Annotated in this window: 15 protein-coding genes, 2 tRNA genes and 1 pseudogene; 4 read left to right on the top strand and 14 right to left on the bottom strand. The window is 65.2% G+C overall.

Annotated elements, in window-relative coordinates:
* Positions 1–301 (bottom strand): annotated as a pseudogene (locus tag ACS8YF_RS11250) (hypothetical protein); the annotation flags it as partial.
* A 47-nt stretch (positions 302–348) separates the two neighbouring features.
* Positions 349–3,861: a chromosome segregation protein SMC gene (smc, locus tag ACS8YF_RS11255; protein WP_440850316.1), complete on the bottom strand. Its 3,513-nt coding sequence runs from the start codon at positions 3,859–3,861 to the stop codon at positions 349–351.
* A gap of 141 nt (positions 3,862–4,002) precedes the next feature.
* On the opposite strand from smc, the gene queF reads away from it, so the two are divergent.
* The gene (gene queF, locus ACS8YF_RS11260; RefSeq protein ID WP_440850317.1) at positions 4,003–4,392 is read left to right on the top strand and encodes a preQ(1) synthase; all 390 of its coding nucleotides are present in this window, start codon (positions 4,003–4,005) and stop codon (positions 4,390–4,392) included.
* A gap of 46 nt (positions 4,393–4,438) precedes the next feature.
* On the opposite strand, the gene ACS8YF_RS11265 is transcribed toward queF, so the two are convergent.
* Positions 4,439–5,110, bottom strand: a complete 672-nt coding sequence (locus ACS8YF_RS11265; RefSeq protein WP_440850318.1) for a glycine zipper 2TM domain-containing protein — start codon at positions 5,108–5,110, stop codon at positions 4,439–4,441.
* Between the two features lie 108 nt (positions 5,111–5,218).
* Between ACS8YF_RS11265 and cysZ the strand changes: the two genes are divergently transcribed.
* The 3 genes from cysZ to phaR all read left to right on the top strand — a co-directional run bounded on the left by cysZ (position 5,219) and on the right by phaR (position 7,251).
* Positions 5,219–5,992, top strand: a complete 774-nt coding sequence (cysZ, locus tag ACS8YF_RS11270; protein WP_440850319.1) for a sulfate transporter CysZ — start codon at positions 5,219–5,221, stop codon at positions 5,990–5,992.
* A gap of 152 nt (positions 5,993–6,144) precedes the next feature.
* Positions 6,145–6,588: an RNA polymerase-binding protein DksA gene (gene dksA / locus ACS8YF_RS11275; protein WP_440850320.1), complete on the top strand. Its 444-nt coding sequence runs from the start codon at positions 6,145–6,147 to the stop codon at positions 6,586–6,588.
* 123 nt (positions 6,589–6,711) lie between these two features.
* The gene (gene phaR, locus ACS8YF_RS11280) at positions 6,712–7,251 is read left to right on the top strand and encodes a polyhydroxyalkanoate synthesis repressor PhaR (RefSeq protein ID WP_440850321.1); all 540 of its coding nucleotides are present in this window, start codon (positions 6,712–6,714) and stop codon (positions 7,249–7,251) included.
* A 289-nt stretch (positions 7,252–7,540) separates the two neighbouring features.
* Here the strand turns inward: phaR and pnp are convergent, their stop codons facing one another.
* From pnp to tpiA, 11 genes are all read right to left on the bottom strand, one after another.
* Positions 7,541–9,664, bottom strand: a complete 2,124-nt coding sequence (gene pnp, locus ACS8YF_RS11285; protein WP_440850322.1) for a polyribonucleotide nucleotidyltransferase — start codon at positions 9,662–9,664, stop codon at positions 7,541–7,543.
* Positions 9,665–9,761: 97 nt separating this feature from the next.
* Positions 9,762–10,031 (bottom strand): 30S ribosomal protein S15, encoded by a 270-nt coding sequence (gene rpsO / locus ACS8YF_RS11290; RefSeq protein WP_440850323.1) that lies wholly within the window; start codon positions 10,029–10,031, stop codon positions 9,762–9,764.
* A gap of 226 nt (positions 10,032–10,257) precedes the next feature.
* Positions 10,258–11,181 carry a tRNA pseudouridine(55) synthase TruB gene (gene truB / locus ACS8YF_RS11295; protein ID WP_440850324.1) on the bottom strand — a complete coding sequence of 308 codons (924 nt, stop codon included), beginning with the start codon at positions 11,179–11,181 and terminating at the stop codon, positions 10,258–10,260.
* A complete protein-coding gene (gene rbfA, locus ACS8YF_RS11300) occupies positions 11,168–11,593 on the bottom strand; it encodes a 30S ribosome-binding factor RbfA (protein ID WP_440850325.1) in 426 nt (141 codons plus the stop codon). The genes truB and rbfA overlap by 14 nt, the downstream gene beginning before the upstream one ends.
* A gap of 7 nt (positions 11,594–11,600) precedes the next feature.
* The gene (infB, locus tag ACS8YF_RS11305) at positions 11,601–14,303 is read right to left on the bottom strand and encodes a translation initiation factor IF-2 (protein WP_440850326.1); all 2,703 of its coding nucleotides are present in this window, start codon (positions 14,301–14,303) and stop codon (positions 11,601–11,603) included.
* Positions 14,304–14,369: 66 nt separating this feature from the next.
* Positions 14,370–15,896 carry a transcription termination factor NusA gene (gene nusA, locus ACS8YF_RS11310; RefSeq protein WP_440850327.1) on the bottom strand — a complete coding sequence of 509 codons (1,527 nt, stop codon included), beginning with the start codon at positions 15,894–15,896 and terminating at the stop codon, positions 14,370–14,372.
* 64 nt (positions 15,897–15,960) lie between these two features.
* Positions 15,961–16,422: a ribosome maturation factor RimP gene (gene rimP, locus ACS8YF_RS11315; protein WP_109994880.1), complete on the bottom strand. Its 462-nt coding sequence runs from the start codon at positions 16,420–16,422 to the stop codon at positions 15,961–15,963.
* Between the two features lie 72 nt (positions 16,423–16,494).
* Positions 16,495–16,571: transfer RNA gene (locus tag ACS8YF_RS11320), tRNA-Met, on the bottom strand.
* 1,410 nt (positions 16,572–17,981) lie between these two features.
* A tRNA-Leu gene (locus ACS8YF_RS11325) sits at positions 17,982–18,066 on the bottom strand.
* 16 nt (positions 18,067–18,082) lie between these two features.
* On the bottom strand, positions 18,083–18,523 hold the full coding sequence (secG, locus tag ACS8YF_RS11330) for a preprotein translocase subunit SecG (RefSeq protein WP_440850328.1): 441 nt from the start codon (positions 18,521–18,523) through the stop codon (positions 18,083–18,085).
* 21 nt (positions 18,524–18,544) lie between these two features.
* Positions 18,545–19,300, bottom strand: a complete 756-nt coding sequence (tpiA, locus tag ACS8YF_RS11335) for a triose-phosphate isomerase (RefSeq protein ID WP_440850329.1) — start codon at positions 19,298–19,300, stop codon at positions 18,545–18,547.
* Positions 19,301–19,310 lie beyond the last annotated feature (10 nt).

Genomic DNA, 19,310 nt, shown 5'->3' on the forward strand with positions numbered 1-19,310 from the left:
CCGCCGTCGGCTGGCGTACCGCGCGCGTACGGCCCGTGGCCTCGTGATCGGCCGCCTGTTCGGTCTCGCGGGCGCGCGCGGCCTCGGCCGCCGCCTTGCGGTCGGCCGGCGTCTCCTTGTTGATCGTGCGTACGCCGACGATATACGAATCGCCGCCGCCCGGTGCGCGCTCGCTGCCCCCGGCCGCGGGGTCGTCCATGCCCTGCCAGGGATCGCCCCCGCCCTGACGACGGATATACCAGTAGACGCCGGCAACGACGACGACAACGAGAATCAGAACAAGCCACTGCACGATAGACATAGGCGACGAGAGCGAAAGTGGATGAGGGACCGTGGGCGGCGCGGACGCTAGCCGGCGAGATCCAACGCCTGATCGATGTCGACGCTGACCAGCCGGGATACGCCGGGCTCGGCCATGGTCACGCCGTGGAGTTGTTCGGCCAATTCCATGGTCAGTTTATTATGCGTGATGACGATGAACTGCACCTGTGCGGACATCTTGCGCACCAGTTCACAAAAACGCGAGACGTTGGCATCGTCGAGCGGCGCGTCGATCTCGTCGAGCATACAGAATGGCGCCGGATTGAGCTCGAACAGTGCGAACAGGAGCGCCACCGCGGTCAGCGCCTTCTCGCCGCCGGACAACATCTGGATCGAGGCGTTGCGCTTGCCGGGCGGCCGCGCCATCACGCGCACGCCGGTGGTCAGCCAATCCTCGTCGGTCAGTTCGAGCGCGGCCTCGCCGCCGCCGAACAATTGCGGAAACATCTCCGAGAAGCGGCTGTTGACCTGATCGTAGGTGGACTTGAAGCGCTGGCGCGTCTCGCGGTCGATCCTGGCGATCGCCTGCTCCAGGGTCGACAACGCCTCGGACAGGTCCGCGTGCTGTTCGCCGAGGTATTGCTCGCGCGCGGCGACTTCGTCGTATTCCTCGATCGCCGCCAGATTGATGGCGCCGAGCCGGGCGATCCGGCGTTCGATGGCTTCGATCGCTTCATTCCAGGCGTCGACGGTCGCGTCCTCGGGCAGCGTCCGGGCGATATCGGCCGGCGCCTCGCCCAGTTCCGACAACTGTTCCACCACGCCCTGGCGCCGCACGCCCGCCGTTTCGACGTCGACCTTGGCCTGTTGCAGGCCGTCGCGCGCACGCTCGGCGACCTGCTCGGCGTTCATCGCCGCCTGCGCGCTCTGTTCCAACTCGTTTTCACGCGCGGTCAACGACTCGCGTGCCGCACGCAGTTCGCGCTCGGCGCGCGCCTGGATTTCACGTGCTGCATGCAAATCGTCGGCGCTGTATTCGCTGGCCGCCTGTTCGCCGGGGCCACTGGCATCGAAACGTTCCAGCTGGCCATTGACATCGTCCAGGGCGGTTTGGGTATCCGCCAATCGCGAGGCCAGGTTCTCCCGCCGGCTTGCCAGCTGCGACCGGGCGCTGTCGAGTTCGCCCAGACGACGCTCGGCGGCGGCCGCCTCGCTGCGCGCCTTGTCCCGTGCGTTACGCGTCGCCGCCAGCGTATCGCGCGCCTGCTGGCGGGCGGCGGCGAAACGCTCGGCCTCGGTCTCCAGCTCGGCCACCCGGGCCGCGGCGGCGTCGGCCTGCGCGCCGGCCTCGGCATGCTGGCTGGCCAGCTCGGCCAGCTCCGCTTCGATCTCGGCATCGCGGCGGCGCGTCTGCTCGACCCGCAGGCGCTCGCCTTCCAGCTCGGCGCGCCGCGTTTCCAGCGCGCGCTGGCTCTGGCCGACCCGTTCATCCAGTTCGTTGGCCCGGGCGCGACGGGTCTCGAGCTGCTCGCGTCGTTCCGCCAGTGCGGCCTCGCTGGCGGAACGGCGCGCGCCGAGATCGCGCACTTCGTCGTCGAGCGCGGCGATCCGTTGCTCGCGCTCGAACACGCCGCGCTCGGCCGATTCCGGGGCCGGCGTGGTGAGACTGGTGGCACCGATCCGGCAGCCATCCGGGGTGACCAGCAGCTGATTCGGGCGCAGTTGCTCGCGCGCCGCCAGCGCCCGGGACAGGTCCGGGGCCACGAAAACATGGGCGGCCGCCGCCCGGATCGCGGCCGGCCCTTCGATGCCCTCGGCCAGCGCGACCAGACCGGCCGGCGGCTCGGGCATCGCGACTGCCGGCTCGCGATCGGATTCGATCAGGGTGACGGGCTCGTTGGGCCACGCCGGTGCGCTGGCCGAACTGGCCAGGCTTTCCACCGTGAAGCCTCGCAGCAGCGCGCCCAGCGCGGCTTCGGCCGCGGCCCGCCAGTCGTCACGCACTCGGACGCGGCGCGCTACGCCCTGGGCCTGGCCATGGCCGCAGGCCGCCAGCCAGGCATTGATCGCTTCGTCGTCTTCGCGCAGTACGGCCTGCTGCATCTTGCGCTCCGAGGCCAGCTCGGCCTGGCGCTCGCCGAGCGCGGTGCGCTGCGTCGTCAGTTGCTGTTCCAGCTCGGCTATTTCGGCGCGTAACGCGTCGATGGCTTCGGCCGTGGCCGCGGCCTGCTCACGATCGGCCTCGAGCTGTTGCGTGCGGGCCGCGACGTCCTGTTCGCTCGCCGCGAGCGCCGACTCATCGATCGTCGGCAGGCGGTCGCGCTCGCCGCGCCGTGCGGCGTCGCGCTCGGCCAGCGCGTCGCGTTGTTGGGCCGCATAGCGTGCGCGCGTGCGCTCGGCGTCGAGTTGCTGCATCGGGTTGTGCTCGCCGGCGTTGAACGCATCCCAGGCGGTCTCGGCCTGCGTGGCCTCTTCCTCGGCCGCCGCCAGGCGCTCGCGCGCCGCCTCCAGGTCGGCCGCCGCGGCATCGCGCTCGGCCTGGCGGGTCTGCTGTTCGGCCGCCAGCGTCCGGTCGGCCTCGTGATCGGCCTCGCGCCGTTGCGCCAGGGCATCGCGCCGATCGGCCAGCGCCTGGCGCTCGCGCTGGCGCATCTGCGCGACTTCGCGCGCATGATCGAGCGCCTGTTCGATCCGCCCCACATTCGCCTGGGCGTCGTAGAACGCGGCCTGGCGGTTCTGTACTTCGGTCATTGCCTGCTGCTGCGCCTTGTTGGCCGCCTCGCGCGCGCTTTCGGCCCGGCGGCGTGCCGAGATCGCCTCGCGCAGTCGATCCTCGGCCGCGCGCAGCGTGGCCTCGGCAGCCTCGACTTCGCCGGCGCGCGCCTGCCAGCGCAGGGTCAGCAATTCCGCCCGCAACCGGCGCTCGTCCGCCTTGTAGCTCTTGTACTTCTCGGCGTTGGCAGCCTGGCGCTTGAGCGTGCCCAGGCGCTGGCTCACCTCGGAGATGAGATCGTCCAATCGTTCCAGGTTCTCGCGCGTATGCCGAATACGGTTCTCGGTCTCGCGGCGACGCTCCTTGTATCTGGAGATGCCGGCCGCCTCTTCGAGCACCTGGCGCATGTCCTCCGGCCTGGCCTCGATCAGACGGTTGACCGCGCCCTGCTCGATCACGGCGTAGTTGCTGCGGCCACCCAGGCCGGTGCCGAGAAACAGATCCACCACGTCGCGCCGACGCGCCCGCGTGTTGTTGATGAAGTACTTGGAGCCGCCGTCGCGGCTCAGTTCGCGCCGGATGGATATTTCACCAAAGGCACCGTACTGCCCGCCGAGCTTGCCTTCGCTGTTGTCGAACCGCAGCTCGACCGATGCCCGACCCACCGGCTTGCGGGCATGCGAGCCATTGAAGATGACATCTTCCAGCGCCTCGCCCCGCAGTTGCCGCGCGCTCGACTCACCCGTCACCCAGCGTACGGCGTCAATCACGTTCGACTTGCCGCAACCGTTGGGCCCGACGACGCTGGTCAGATTCGAGGCCAGCGAAAGCGTCGTCGGATCGACGAACGACTTGAAACCGGCGAGCTTGATCTGGGTCAGACGCATGCGGTGTTCAGCCCGTCGCGCCGATCGTGATGCCCTGGATTTCGCGCATTGTCGCCCCTGACACGGCTGCCCGCCGCTACGCATGCAAAGCCGGCTAGTGTAACCTAGCGCCGCGTTGATCCGACACGATGCCATCGCACCATGCCTAGTTCCCCGAGCCGTTCACTGGAAACCTTCGACAACCCGAAGCCCGAGCGCGATTACACGATCCGCATGCGGATTCCGGAGTTCACCTGCCTGTGCCCCGTGACCGGCCAGCCCGACTTCGCCACGCTCCATCTCGAATACGTGCCGGAGGCGGCCTGCGTGGAACTGAAGTCGCTCAAGCTCTATATCTGGTCGTATCGCGACGAGGGCGCATTCCACGAGGCCGTAACCAATCGGATTCTGTCGGACCTCGTCGCCGCCACCGCCCCGCGCTTCATGCGTCTGACCGCCGAGTTCTGGGTCCGTGGCGGCATCGATACCACGGTGATCGCCGAACATCGGGCCGAGGGGTGGCAACCGGCGCCGCGGGTCGATCTCGCGTAACGCCGGCGTCGGGCGCCGAACACAACGGTCGCGGCGGACCGCATCGCTATCGCAAGGGCGCCAGGTTGTTGCCGTCGACGCGCACACGCGTGCCGGCGCTGAGGCCGTTGACCGAATCCAGCGTCACGCTGCGGGCGCCACCAGTATCCATGGCGACGTCGACCCGATACACCGTGATCTTGCGGATATGCTTCTCGGCGGCGTTGCCGGCATAGGCGCCGCCTAGCGCGCCGGCGATCTCGGCAATGGTCTTGCCCGCACCGTGGCCGATCTGGCTTCCGATGGCCCCGCCCGCAACGCCACCGGCCACCGCGCCGACACCGCTACCATGCTGCGCATTGCGCTGGATCGGTGTAATTGAACTGATCGTGCCGCAGTCGCTGCATACCGGCTTGGAATGGCTGCGGGCCTGCGCGGTCTTGTGCTCAGATGCCTGTTTGGCCTCGCTGTGTTTCTGCCTGGCGCGCGCTCGATCCTGTTTGGCCTCGGCGAGTTTTTTCTGTGCCTCTTTCTTCTTGGCCGACGCCCTGGCATCGGCTGCCTGCTGTTGCGCCTGTGCCAGGTTTTTCTGTGCCTGTTCGAGGTTCTGGTTGGCCTGCTGTAACTGCGCCCGGGCATTGTCCGCCTGATCCTGCTTGCTCCTGGAACAGGCCGTCAGCCCCAACACCGGGATGAGCAGCGCCACGGCGGCGGCGCGAAGCAACGATGGTGAGATCATGTCGTAACTCGCTGTCTGAAACATCGTCGGGCAGCCGATACGGCATTTGAACCACGCCGCAAGGGCTACAATAACGACGTTATTCTAGAGCGTGCAGGCGAACGATAGATGAATCCCGTCCGCGAACTGGTCATCGGCCCCAGCTATCTGGCGCGCGGTTTCAACCTGTTGCGCGCGCCGGGACTGCGCCGCTATGTGGTGGGGCCCATCGTCGTGAACATCGCCCTGATCGTTGCCCTGGTCAGCCTGTTCGGCTGGCAGATCGACGACTGGCTCACGTACTGGCTGGCCGGCCTGCCGCACTGGCTGGCCTGGCTCGGGGACGTGCTCTGGTGGCTCGCGATGGCGCTGTTCACCCTGGCCTTCTGTTACCTGTTCACACTGCTCGCCAACCTCATCGCCAGTCCGTTCAACGGCATGCTCTCGGCACGCGTGGAACAACTGCGGACCGGAAACGAACCGAACAGCGGCCTGAGCATCGCCGGCGAGATGTGGGACGGCCTGGTCGGCGAATTGCGACGCCTGCGCTATTACGCCACACGCGCGGCGCTGCTGGGCTTGGTGAGCCTGGTGCTGTTGTTCATTCCGGTGGCCAACCTCGCGATCGCGCCGCTCTGGTTCGTGTTCGGCGCCTTCATGCTGGCATTCGAGTATCTCGACCCGGCCATGGCGAATCGCGGCATGGCATTCGACGACAAGATGCAGCACCTGTACGCGCACGGCTGGCGCCACCTCGGGTTCGGGGGCGTGGTGACACTGGCGACCGCGATTCCCCTGGCCAATCTGGTGGTCGTGCCGGCTGCGGTCATCGGCGCCACGCTGCTCTATATCGAAACCGGCGACCCAACGCCCGCGGACCGGCCGACCCGCGCCCGGGGCTGACGCATGCGCGCCGAGCGCCGACGTGCGGCGGCCACGCGGCTGCGCACGACGGCGCCATTCGTCCGGCCGAATGCATGCCCATAGCGGTATTTGATTGCACACCGGCATCATTTTTGCTAAAGGTACGCGCTGTTTGTCGACCCGAGAACACAATGGCGACTACGGAAAACACCTCAAAACTCGACGCGCCTCAAGAGTTTACGCCCTACGTCCCTTCCGAGGACGAGGAGTATATGAATGAAGCGCAGCGCGAACACTTCCGCGATATCCTCGTTCAGTGGAAAAAAGAGCTGATGGAGGAAGTCGATCGCACCATGCATCACATGAAGGATGAGGCGGCCAATTTCCCCGACCCAACCGACCGCGCGAGCCAGGAGTCGGAGTTCAGCCTCGAACTGCGAACGCGGGACCGTGAGCGCAAGCTGATTCGCAAGATCGACCAGGGCATCGCCCGGGTCGACCGGGACGAATACGGTTTCTGCGAAACCTGCGGCACCGAGATCGGCATCCGGCGCCTGGAAGCCCGCCCGACGGCCACGCTCTGCGTCGACTGCAAAAGCCTCGACGAGATCCGCGAGCGTCAGCTCGGGCGCTAGCGGCCGCTGCAGGCGACCGCGGGCGCTTGTTGCACGGGACCGGCCCCCAACGGGGCCGGGTCGGGCTGCCCGTGTCTGGCACACTGACGACATCGCCCGCGACCTGTCGTAATCGAGACGCCGATGTCCTCCCAGCGGATCATCAACAAATATCCGAATCGACGGCTGTATGACACCGAAGTCAGCCGCTACATCACGCTCGAGAACATTCGCCAGCTCGTCATCGCCAACGAAGACTTCAAGGTCGTGGACAAGCGCAGCGGGCACGACATCACCCGCAGCATCCTGCTGCAGGTGATCAGCGAGCAGGAAGAAGGCGGCAATCCGATCTTTCGGACCGAGGTGTTACGCAACATCATTCGCTTCTATGGCGACTCGATGCAGAGCACCATGAGTTCGTATCTCGAGCTGTCGCTCGAATTCTTCAACGAGCAGCAGTCGCAGTTCCGGGACCGATTGCGCCGTCTGCTGGGGGCCAACAACCCGCTCGCAGCCCTGCGCGAGTTGTCGCAGGACCAGCTGCCCCTATGGCGCAGTGTACGCCGCGAGTTTCTCGCCAACATGGCGCGCCGTGACTCGTCAGCGGCGAAAGAGCGGGCAACCGAACGCCCCCCCGAAGAGGGCGGGCCGACCGGCACCGGGCGTAACCGGCCATCCGATTGAATGGGCCGGGAAAATTTCTGGCGACGACGCTTGATTTATACGAAAGTCGTACTATACTTAGGCCACGGTCGCAAAGGCGACCACCGTATCTCCTCCGAAAGGCCTAACGGCCTTTCTCGCACTTAGCCCCCTTACCCAAGGGGGCTTTTTTTATGGTCACGATCCCATGGCACGGCGCGCGCCGCAGTCGCCGGGGTCGGGCCGGCCCAGGCGGATAATCAGCGCGCATGAAAAAGGCGCCCCAGGGGAGGCGCCTTTCGCGTTGCCGCCAGATCAGCAACCGGAACGATCAGCCCTCGGCGCTTGCCTCGGGCTCGGCCAGTTCCTTCATCGAAAGCCGGACACGGCCCTGACGATCGACTTCCAGCACCTTGACCTTGACCATCTGGCCTTCGGACAGCTCGTCCGTGACGTTCTCCACACGATGCGGCGCGATCTGCGAGATATGCACCAGACCGTCGCGGCCCGGCGCCAGGTTGACGAAGGCGCCGAAGTCGACGATGCGAACGACCTTGCCTTCGTAGATCTGGCCGGCCTCGATGTCCTTGGTGATCTCCTCGATACGCTGGATCGCGAGATCCGCCGCCGATTTGTCGACCGCGGCAACGTGAATCGTGCCGTCATCCTCGATGTCGATGGACGCGCCGGTCTCTTCGGTGATCGAGCGGATGGTCGCCCCGCCCTTGCCGATCACGTCGCGGATCTTCTCCGAATCGATCTTGATCGTGAAGATGCGCGGCGCCCACTCGGAGACTTCCTTGCGCGGCGCGTCGATCGCCTCGGACATGACGTCCAGGATGTGCAGACGGCCTTCCCGGGCCTGGTCCAGCGCGACTTCCATGATCTCGCGCGTGATGCCGCCGATCTTGATATCCATCTGCAGCGCGGTGATGCCGTTCTTGGACCCGGCCACCTTGAAGTCCATGTCGCCGAGGTGATCCTCGTCACCCAGGATATCCGTGAGCACGGCGAACTTGTCGCCTTCCTTGATCAGGCCCATGGCCACACCGGCGACCGGCGCCTTGATCGGCACGCCCGCGTCCATCAACGCCAGGCTGGTGCCACAGACCGAGGCCATGGAGGACGAGCCATTGGATTCGGTGACTTCCGAGACCACGCGCATGACGTAGGGGAACTCGTTCTCGAGATCCGGTAACACGCCCATGATCCCGCGCTTGGCCAGCTTGCCGTGGCCGATCTCGCGCCGCTTGGGGCTGCCCATAAAGCCGGTCTCGCCCACGCAGTACGGGGGAAAGTTGTAGTGCAGCATGAACGGGTCTTCATACTTGCCTTCGACCGCGTCGATGAGCTGCGCATCACGACCCGTGCCGAGCGTGGCGACCGCCAGGGCCTGAGTTTCGCCGCGGGTGAACAACGCCGAGCCGTGGGTCCGGGGCAGCACGCCGGTGCGAATGGTCAGCTCGCGCACGGTGCGCGTGTCACGCCCGTCGATACGCGGCTCGCCTTCGAGGATCCGCGAACGCACGGTCTTCTTCTCGAGATCGCCGAGCGCGCCCTTCACGTCTTCACGCGAGTAGCCCGCCTCACCTTCGGCCGCCGCCACTTCCTCGACAACCTTGTCCTTGATCTCGCCGAGGCGTGTCTGGCGCTCCTGCTTGTCGGCGATCTGGTAGGCAGCGGTGACGTCCTCGCCGGCAATGCGCGCGACCGCCTCGGCCAGCGACTCGTCCTTCTCGGCCGCCTGCCAGTGCCAGGCGGGCTTGGCGGCTTCCGCCGCCAGCGCGCTGATCGCCTGGATCGCGGCCTGCAACTGTTCGTGGCCGAACAGCACCGCCCCCAACATGATCTGTTCCGACAGCTGCTTGGCTTCGGATTCCACCATCAGCACGGCGTCGGACGTACCGGCGACGACGAGGTTGAGGTCGCTTTCCTTGGCCTGGGTCGCGCTCGGATTGAGCACGTACTCGCCATGGGCATAACCCACGCGCGCCCCGCCGATGGGGCCGTCGAACGGCATGCCCGACAGCGCCAGCGCGGCCGAGGCACCGATCATGGCAGGAATATCGGGATCGATCTCGGGATCGACCGACATCACCGTGGCAATGATCTGGACTTCATTATGGAAACCCTTGGGAAACAGCGGCCGGATCGGGCGATCGATCAGACGGCAGGTCAGCGTTTCCTTCTCGCCCGGGCGGCCTTCGCGCTTGAAGAATCCGCCGGGGATCTTGCCGCCGGCATAGGTGCGCTCCTGGTAATTGACGGTCAACGGAAAGAAATTCGCATCGGGCTTGGCTTCCTTTTTCCCGACCGCGGTGACGAGCACCACGGTGTCGCCCATGCTGACCTTGACCGCGCCATCCGCCTGGCGCGCGATTTCACCGGTTTCCAGCGTGACGTCGTGCTCGCCGTACTGGAACGTTTGCCGGCTGGTGACTTCTACTTTACTCACGTATTTCTTCCTGGCTTCTTGCTTTCTGAAACAAAAAAGCGCCCGGCTCGGGCATCCCGAGGGGCGCTTTGGCGATCAAGCGAAAATGATCGCGCGCTTAGCGACGCAGACCAAGATCCTGAATGATCGTCTTGTAGCGGTTGGCGTCATGACGCTTCACGTAATCGAGCAGCTTGCGGCGACGGTTGACCATCTTGAGCAGGCCGCGCCGCGAATGATGATCCGCCTTGTGCTGGTCGAAATGCGCGCCGAGCTGGCTGATACGGGTGGTCAGCAGCGCGATCTGCACTTCGGGCGAGCCGGTATCGCTGCTTGCGCGGCCGTATTTCTCGATAACGTCGGCTTTTTCTTGCGTCGACAGAGCCATAATCACTCCTGGAGTTGTCTTGGCGAGCCCGCGCAACTGGATCGTGCTGCAGTCTGGCTTTTTCCAAATCGGGGCCGAGTCGACGTTCAGCTCACCCTTTGGGAAAAGCCCGTGCGTTGGCCAGTTGCCTGATGGGACCGCCGGGTTCGGTGGAGGACGTATTCTAGCGGCGAAAGCGCGCGCTTACAACCGCTAAAAAGGCGATTTTCCGCGCGTTTCGCCGTTTTCATGGTTGCGGGCGCGCGAACAACCGCTTCGGGCGAAGCGCGCCATCGCCCGGGCAATAGCCCAGGCCCAGGAGGTGCCCCGCCGGCGACACCACACGCAACAGCCCGTCGCGCGCCGGCCAGTCGCCGTATACCGTTCGACCATGCAGGATCGCGTCAGCCTGCGCGGCATCGACCGATGCCGCCGGCCAGTCGCCAATCAGGGCCGAAACCGGCCGCAGCCAGGCATGCAGGCGTTCGGGCTCGTCGCGAGCCGCCGCCTCGATCGACGCGAGTTCGATCATCGGCTCGTCGGCGCCCAGCGACCCGACCCGAGTGCGACGCAACGAGGCGACATGCGCGCAACCGCCCCAGGCGCGCGCGATATCCTCGACCAGCGTGCGCACATAGGTACCGCTGCTTACCGCCACGTCGAGCGTCAGGCTGTCCGCACCGGCCGTAACCAGGTCGAGCGCGTGCACGGTAATCGTTCGCGGCTCGCGCTCGATCGTACGGCCTTCGCGTGCGTATTCGTAGAGCGGTTTGCCGTCGACTTTCAGCGCCGAATACATGGGCGGAACCTGCGTCTGGACGCCGACGAACCCGGCCAGTATCGACGCCAGCGCATCGCCCGTGGGCGTGGCCACGTCGCTGCTTTGCGACCACTCGCCTTCGGCATCGCCGGTCGTGGTTTCCCGACCGATACGCGCAGTCACCCGGTAATGCTTGTCGGCCGCCAGCAGATAAGCGGACAGTTTGGTCGCCTCGCCAAGACACACGGGCAACAGACCGGTCGCCAGCGGATCGAGACTGCCGGTATGGCCGGCCTTGCGGGCATCGAACGCCCGCCGCACCCGCTGCAGCGCATGATTCGAGGACACGCCGAGCGGCTTGTCCAGAAGAATCACACCGTCGATGTCGCGGCCCTTGTTACGACGCGCCACGATCCGGGCCCGCCGTGTCGTCCTCGCGGGCGGTGGACTCGGCGTTGTCGCGGTCTTCGCGCACCGCGCCGGATATGATCTGGTCCAGACGCTGCGCTTCCCGCTCGGTTGCATCCTCGATGAAGCGCAGATCCGGCATCACCCGCAACCGCAGGCGCTGGCCGAGATGCTTTTTGAGAAAACCCCGGGCGGCCCGCAGCCCCGCGATCGCCTCCACCGATTTCTCGGCGGGCGCGGTCACGTCGAAGTTGCTGACAAACACCTTCGCATATTTCAGATCCGGAGAAACCTCGACGTCCGTGATCGTGACGAACGTCACCCGGGGATCCTTGACCTGTGTGGCGATCAGGACCCCGAGCTCGCGCTTGAGCTCCTCACCGACCCGCTGATGACGTGAGAATTCGCGTCCCATCGCCGGCTCAGGCCGTCTCGGTGTCGGCGACCTTGCGCTGAACCTCAGTGCGCTCATACACCTCGATCTGATCGCCCGGCTTGATGTCGTTGTAGTTCTTCACGCCGATACCGCATTCGGTGCCGGCGGGCACACGATCCACCGCGTCCTTGTGGCGCCGCAGCGATTCCAGTTCGCCCTCGTAGATCACCACGTTGTCGCGCAGCACGCGGATCGGCTGACCCCGCACCACCGCACCGTCGGCGACCACACAACCGGCGATCGCGCCGAGCTTGGAGGAGCGGAACACGTCGCGTACCTCGGCCAGGCCGATGATCTCTTCGCGCAGCTCGGTGCCCAGCAGACCGCTGACCGCATCGGTGACGTCCTGGATCGCCTCGTAGATCACGCTGTAGTAGCGCACATCCACGCCGGCTTCCGCGATCGTCTTGCGCGCCTTGTTATCGGCACGCACGTTGAAACCGATGATGATCGCCTGTGAGGCCAGCGCGAGTTCGACGTCGGATTCGCTGATACCGCCGACACCACTCGAAATGATCCGGATCTTGACCTCTTCGCTCGGGATCTTGCGCAGCGATTCGACCAGCGCTTCCACGCTGCCCTGCACGTCGCCCTTGATGAGCAGGTTGAGATCCTTGGTTTCGGTCGGACCGTCGTCGCCGATCGCGGAGAACACCTCCTCGAGCCGTGCCGCCTGTTGCTGGGCCAGCTTCGACTCGCGCTGATGCTCCTCGCGCTGGGCGGCGATTTCGCGCGCCTTCTTCTCGTTCGCCACCACGAAGGCATCGTCGCCGGCTTCCGGGGTGCCCGACAGACCCAGCACCTCCACCGGTATCGACGGGCCGGCCTCCTTCACCTGCTCGCCGAGCTCGTTGAACATCGCCCGGACGCGACCGTAATGCGGCCCCGCGAGAATACTGTCGCCGCGCTTGAGCCTGCCGGCCTTGACCAGAATGGTCGCCACCGGGCCACGGCCCTTCTCCAGGCTGGATTCGATCACCACGCCGCGCGCGGCGACATCGATCGGCGCCTTGAACTCGGAAACCTCGGCCTGCAACAGCACCGCGTCCAGCAGGTCGTCGATGCCTTCGCCGGTCTTGGACGAAACCGGCACCACCTGCACGTCGCCGCCCCAGTCCTCGGGGATGATGCCCTCGGCCGACAGGCCCGACTTGACCTTGTCCATGTCGGCGCCACTGACATCCATCTTGGTCACGGCGACCACGATGGGCACGCCGGCGGCGCGCGCATGCTGGATCGATTCCCTGGTCTGCGGCATGACGCCGTCATCAGCCGCGACGATCAGAATCGCGATATCGGTAATTTCGGCACCGCGTGCACGCATGCGCGTGAACGCCGCGTGGCCCGGGGTGTCGATGAACGTGATCGCGCCCTTGTCGTGCTGCACATGGTAGGCGCCGATATGCTGGGTAATGCCACCGGCCTCGCCCGCCTGCACCTTGGTGCGCCGAATGTAGTCCAGCAGCGAGGTCTTGCCGTGGTCGACGTGGCCCATGATGGTCACCACCGGTGCCCGCGGCACGCCCTCGACCTGCTCTTCCTCGGCCCGCACTTCCTCGGCCAGCGCCTCTTCGGCGGTTTCCGAATGCACGGGTTTCGGGTTGTGGCCCATTTCCTCGACGATGATATGGGCGGTTTCCTGATCAACCGTCTGGTTGATGGTCGCCATCACGCCAAGGCGCATCATGCGCTTGAGCACTTCACCGCCCTTGACCGCCATCTTCTGCGCCAGATCGGCCACGGTGATGGTTTCGGGGATCTCGATGTCGCGCACGACCGGGGCTGTCGGACGTTCAAAGGTATGCTCGGTGGCCACGTTGACGTTCTTCTGGCGCCGGCCGCCGCCTCGCTTCTTCTTGTCCTTGCGCCGACCCTGCTTGCCTTCGGCGACATGCAGCTCCTTGCGCGGCTTGTTGCCGCCAGCGGGCGCCGCCTTGGCGGCACTCGCGCCAGCACCGCTTTCGGCGCCGCGAGCCCGCTCGCGCTCGCGCGCCACGTCCTCTTCGGTGCGGCCATGACTTTCCGCGGCCCGCCGCAGGTTTTCCTGTGCACGCGAGCGCGCGGCGTCGACCCGAACCCCGAGACGGGCACGCTCACGCTCCATGGCCTCGCGACTGGCCTGGGCTTCGGCGTCCTTTCGCGCCTGGATCTGGGCCTGGCGCTTGGCTTCGGCCTCAGCGCGCTGGCGCTCTTCCTCTTCGCGCCGGGCGCGGTCCTCGGCCTCCTTGCGCTCACGCTCCTCGCGCTGCGCGCGCTCGGCGGCCTCCGCCTCCACGCGCGCCTGCTCGGCGGCCTGGTCGAGCTCCTGGCTCTGCGCCGGCTGCGCGCTCGCCTCGTTCTCGGGCTTGTCGTCGCCCGCGGCTTCCTGGCCGCGGTTCGCGAACGTACGCCGCTTGCGCACCTCGACACTGACCGTACGGCCCGACGATCCACCACGCCCGGTGTTGACCTTGAGCTCCGACGTTGAACGCCGGCGCGACGATACGCCGGACCGCTTGGTACCGAGCTTTCCGCCCGAGCGGCCTGTGTCCGCCGAGCGCAAGTGACGCAACAGCTTGAGTTTATCGTCGTCGCTGATCTGATCGTCGGCCGTGGAAGCGGATACGCCCGCCTCGGCCAAGCGCGAGACAAGTCGCTCCACCGGAATACCGACTTCCGATGCCAGCTGTTTGACTGTCGTTTGCGCCATATTTTACTTACTCCGTGGTGCCCACGCGCTATCGGCGGGGCCATCCGTTCCGTTCGATCGCCCTAATTATTCTGCGCTGGCCTGCTCATCGGCAAACCAGTGCGCCCGGGCGGCCATGATCAGCTCGCCGGCGGCCTTCTCGTCGATCTCGACCAGCTCCATGAGCTCGTCGGCGCCGAGTTCGGCCAGCTCGTCGCGCGAGCCCACGCCGGCTGCCGCCAGCTGGCCCGCGAACTGTTCGTCGACACCGTCGACTTCGAGCAGATCCGGCTCATATTCCGCGTCGCCGCCTTCGGCGCTCGAGATCGCCTTGGACAACAGGTAATCGCGTGCGCGACTGCGCAACTCCTCGACGATATCCTCGTCGAATTCCTCGATCTCGAGCAATTCAGCCTCGGGCACGTAGGCGATTTCCTCAGTCGAGGTAAAACCTTCCTGAACGAGGATAACCGCGACCTCGTCATCGACATCGAGTTGTTCGCGAAACATGACCTGAAGCTGTTCACCTTCGGCCTCGCTCTTCGCGTCCGCGTCCTCGAGCGTCATGACGTTGAGCTTCCAACCCGTCAGCTCGGAGGCCAGACGAATATTCTGACCGCCGCGGCCAATCGCCTTGGCCAGGGAATCCTCGGCCACCGCCAGATCCATACTACCCGAATCCTCGTCGAGAACGATGGATTCGACATCCGCCGGCGCCATGGCATTGATCACGAATTGTGCCGGATTCTCGTTCCACATGATGATATCAATGCGTTCGCCGGCAAGCTCGTTGGACACGCTTTGCACCCGTGAGCCGCGCATGCCGACGCAGGCGCCGACCGGATCGATCCGGCGATCCTTGGCCTGCACCGCAATTTTGGCACGCAACCCCGGATCGCGCGAGGCCCCGCGCAGCTCGATCAGGCCCTGACCGACTTCCGGCACCTCGAGCTTGAACAACTCGATGAGAAACTCCGGCTTGCTGCGGGACACGAACAGCTGCGGCCCACGCTGTTCAGGACGGACATCATACAGATAACCGCGGACCCGGTCGCCCGGGCGCATCGGCTCGCGCGGAATCATCTGATCACGCGGAATGATCGCCTCGGCGTTACCGCCCAGGTCGAGAATGACGGCGCCGCGCTCCATGCGCTTGACCAGCCCCGTGATCAACTCGCCGACACGGTGCCTGTAGGCGTCCACGATCTGGGCCCGCTCGGCCTCGCGCACTTTCTGTACGATAACCTGCTTGGCCGCCTGCGCCGCGATACGGCCGAACTCGACCGATTCCATCGGTTGCTCGATGAAATCGCCGACCTCGACTTCGGGATGCGTTTCGCGCGCGGTCTCGAGAGAGATCTCGCGATCCGGGGCTTCAATGAACACCGGCTCGCCGTCCTCGCCCTCGGCACCGGGATCGATCACCTGCCAGCGACGAAACGTCTTGTAATCGCCGGTCTTGCGGTCGACTTCGACACGCACCGCGATCTCCCCGCCATGCTTCTTGCGGGTCGCCGACGCCAGCGCGGCCTCGATCGCCTCGAAGATGATCTCGCGATCGACGCCTTTCTCGTTCGATACCGCTTCGGCGACTAAAAGGACATTTTTATTCATCACACCACCTGAGTGTTTCGCTTACGCCGGCCCGGAAGGACCGTTGCAGACCCGATCCGTCGCCTCACTCGTCGTTGTCGAATACCGGCTCCAGTCGCGCTTTGGCCATATCGCCCAAAGGCAGGTCGTATGTGGCGTCATCACACGCCAACTCAACCACCTCACCCTTCACGGCGTGAATTCGACCCTTGAACTTCCGCTGACCCGACACCGGCGCAAACATCTGCACACGCGCGCGCTCGCCGACAAAGCGTTGAAAATGCGCCGCGCTGGCGAGCGGCCGGTCCAGACCCGGCGACGACACTTCGAGCTGGTAACTCGCGCCACCCTCGCCGTCGGCCACGTCCAGCGCCGCGCTCACCTCATGGCTGACCGCTTCGCAATCTTCAATGCCGATTCCGTCGGGCGAATCGATATACAGCCGCACCACCGCGTTCGCGCCAGCGCCCACCGACTCCAGGTGCCACAACTCGTAGCCCATATCGGTCACGACAGGTTCGAGCAGCTTGTGCAGGCGGTGCGGCATAATCTTGAGACTCGGCGATTATGAGTCGCCAACAAAAAAGCCCCGCATCGGGGGCTTTTCGATAACCAGTTGTGGTAGCGGGGGCAGGATTCGAACCTGCGACCTTCGGGTTATGAGCCCGACGAGCTGCCAGACTGCTCCACCCCGCACCCGATGAGCGCGAAACTATAACAAGTTGCGGACTGCAAAGCAAGCCGGAAATTTTCTCCGAAAGGCTTTGAAAGCCGCCCGACTGGCCGTCCAATCGGTCAACGCGAGGCGCAGATTAGCATAGACGCCGACAGACGCAAGCCTTTTGTTGCGAGTTTATTGCAAAGGCATCGCGAAGCCCGGCATGACGGGCGATCGGAACGCCCAGATACCCCGGAACTGCAACGCCCGTCGTGTTTTATGCGCCGCTCTCCACCACGATTTCCGGGGAGCATCGCTCGGGCCTGTCGCGATTGCGCACGACTTCGCGCCGGGCACCTTCATGCTTTCGGGCTTCGTTCGCCGAAGAACATGTCCGCAGATCAACACCGATTCACGCCGATGCGGTTGTACTTTCGCGACCTAGCGGATTCGACGCGCTAACCGGCGACGGCGTCGAACGAAGCGCGTAACCCGAATGATTCGCTTGTGAACAAAGCGCATACAGTTGTTCGCGCCATGATCGCACCAGCGCCCCAAACGACCCACCGCCATCTGCGTGAATCGGTGTTGATCTGCGGATAAATGCCTTGAGAAACGAAGAGAGCAGTCCTGCGGCGCCCCAAGACCACGGCGGTCGCGACCTGGTCGTGTAGGTCGGATTAGCGCAGCGTAATCCGACATGGACGCCAGTCCGCAAGTAGGGTGCGGTCGGCCATGTCGGCTTACGGCCTACGGCCTAAGCCGACCTACGACTCTTGCGAACAAAGCGCATACAGTTGTTCGTGCCACGATCGCACCAGCGCCCCAAACGACCCACCGCCATCTGCGTGAATCGGCGTCGATCTGCGGATAAATGCCTTAAGGAACGAAGCGAGCCAATCGTGCAGCGCCCCGAAACCACGTATATCGCAAACCCGATCCGCAAATGAACGCCGAAGTACGCTAATGGCGGACGGGTATTTCGACCTGGCAGACGCGTGGCGCATTATGCTTTCGGGCTTCGTTCGTCGAAGAACATGTCCGCAGATCAACACCGATTCACGCCGATGCGGTTGTACTTTCGCGGCATAGCGGATTCGGGGCGCTAACCGGCGACGGCGTCGAACGAAGCGCGTAACCCGATTGATTCGCTTGTGAACAAAGCGCATACAGTTGTTCGTGCCACGATCGCACCAGCGCCCCAAACGACCCACCGCCATCTGCGTGAATCGGTGTTGATCTGCGGACAAATGCCTTAAGGAACGAAGAGAGTAGCCCTGCACACCCCGAGACCACGACGGCCACGAACTCAGTCCGTCATTTGCGCCCTTTGCGGACTCAAGAACGTCAAATGCCAACGAACCGGCGCGCCAAACGAACCGCCATCTGTATGAATCCGCCGCGATGAACCAAAAAAGCCGCGCCCTGAAACAGGACACGGCTTGGTGTGGTGCCGACGGCCGGACTCGAACCGGCACAGCTCTCGCTACTGCCCCCTCAAGACAGCGTGTCTACCAATTCCACCACGTCGGCAAAATCGTCCCGCGGGCTAATCGGGAATCTTGGGCCCTTTACTCTTGCTCTTGCTCGCACCTGCGGCCTCACTACCCGAACCGGATCCGGACGAACCGCCCTGGACCTTGTTCGCCTGACCGCCGCCGGCCTTGTTGCCTGTCTGCTGCTGGGCCACGGCTGGCTTGCTGCCCGAGCCCTGCGTCAGCTGATCGGTCACGCTGCCACCGCCGCCCGCGGTACTGGCCCCGTTCACGAGATAGGCCAGGGTCAGGCTGGCCAGCATGAACAGCGTGGCCAGACCCGCGGTGGCACGACTCATGAAGTTGGCCGAACCCTTGGCACCGAACACGGTGCCCGAGGCGCCGCTGCCGAACGCGGCGCCAGCATCAGCGCCCTTGCCGTGCTGCAACAGAATCAGCGCAATCAGCGCAAGCGCGATCACAACCTGCGCGATCACCAGAATCGTATAAACCATGCAATCAGTCCGCTCGGCGCACTAGACCATAGCGCGCGCGATGTCGACGAATGAGTCCGCTTTGAGCGACGCCCCGCCGACGAGTGCCCCGTCGACGTCTGCGCCCGCGAAAAGCGCCGCCGCATTATCCGGTTTTACGCTGCCGCCGTAAAGGATCGGCAGCGAGTCGCCTATTGTAGCATCCCAGTTCGCGATTTGGGACCGTAAAAACGCATGAACGGACTGCGCCTGTTCCGGCGAGGCCGAACGCCCGGTGCCGATGGCCCAGATCGGTTCGTAGGCCAGCACCATGGCTTCCAGGGTGCGGCGCTGGCAGCGCCCGGTCAGCGCGTCGATCTGGCGCGCGAGCACGCTTTCCGTGGCATCGGCCTCGCGCTGCTCGAGCGATTCGCCCACACACACGATCGGGGTCAGGCCCGCGGCGACCGCGGCTTCGGCCTTGGCCACCACGACGTCGTCGCTCTCGCCAAACAGTTCGCGTCGCTCGGAGTGACCGACCACGACATAACGCGCGCCGCAGTCGGCCAGCATCGCGCCGTGGATTTCGCCGGTGAAGGCGCCGGGCTCGAGCTCGCTGGACAGGTCCTGCGCACCGGCCGCCACATGGCTCGGCTCGAGTGTCCGCGCGAGGCGTTCCACGTAGACGAAGGGCACGCACACGGCGAGATGGCAATCGAGCGACGGCGCAGCCTCGACCAGGGCACGGCCAAAGGCGTCAACCTGCGCCGCGCTGCCGTTCATCTTCCAATTACCGGCGACGAATTTGCGACGTGTCATGGATTCCCTC

Origin of the sequence: Salinisphaera sp. SWV1, from assembly GCF_052044155.1 — a bacterium.
Taxonomy (GTDB): Bacteria; Pseudomonadota; Gammaproteobacteria; order Nevskiales; family Salinisphaeraceae; genus Salinisphaera.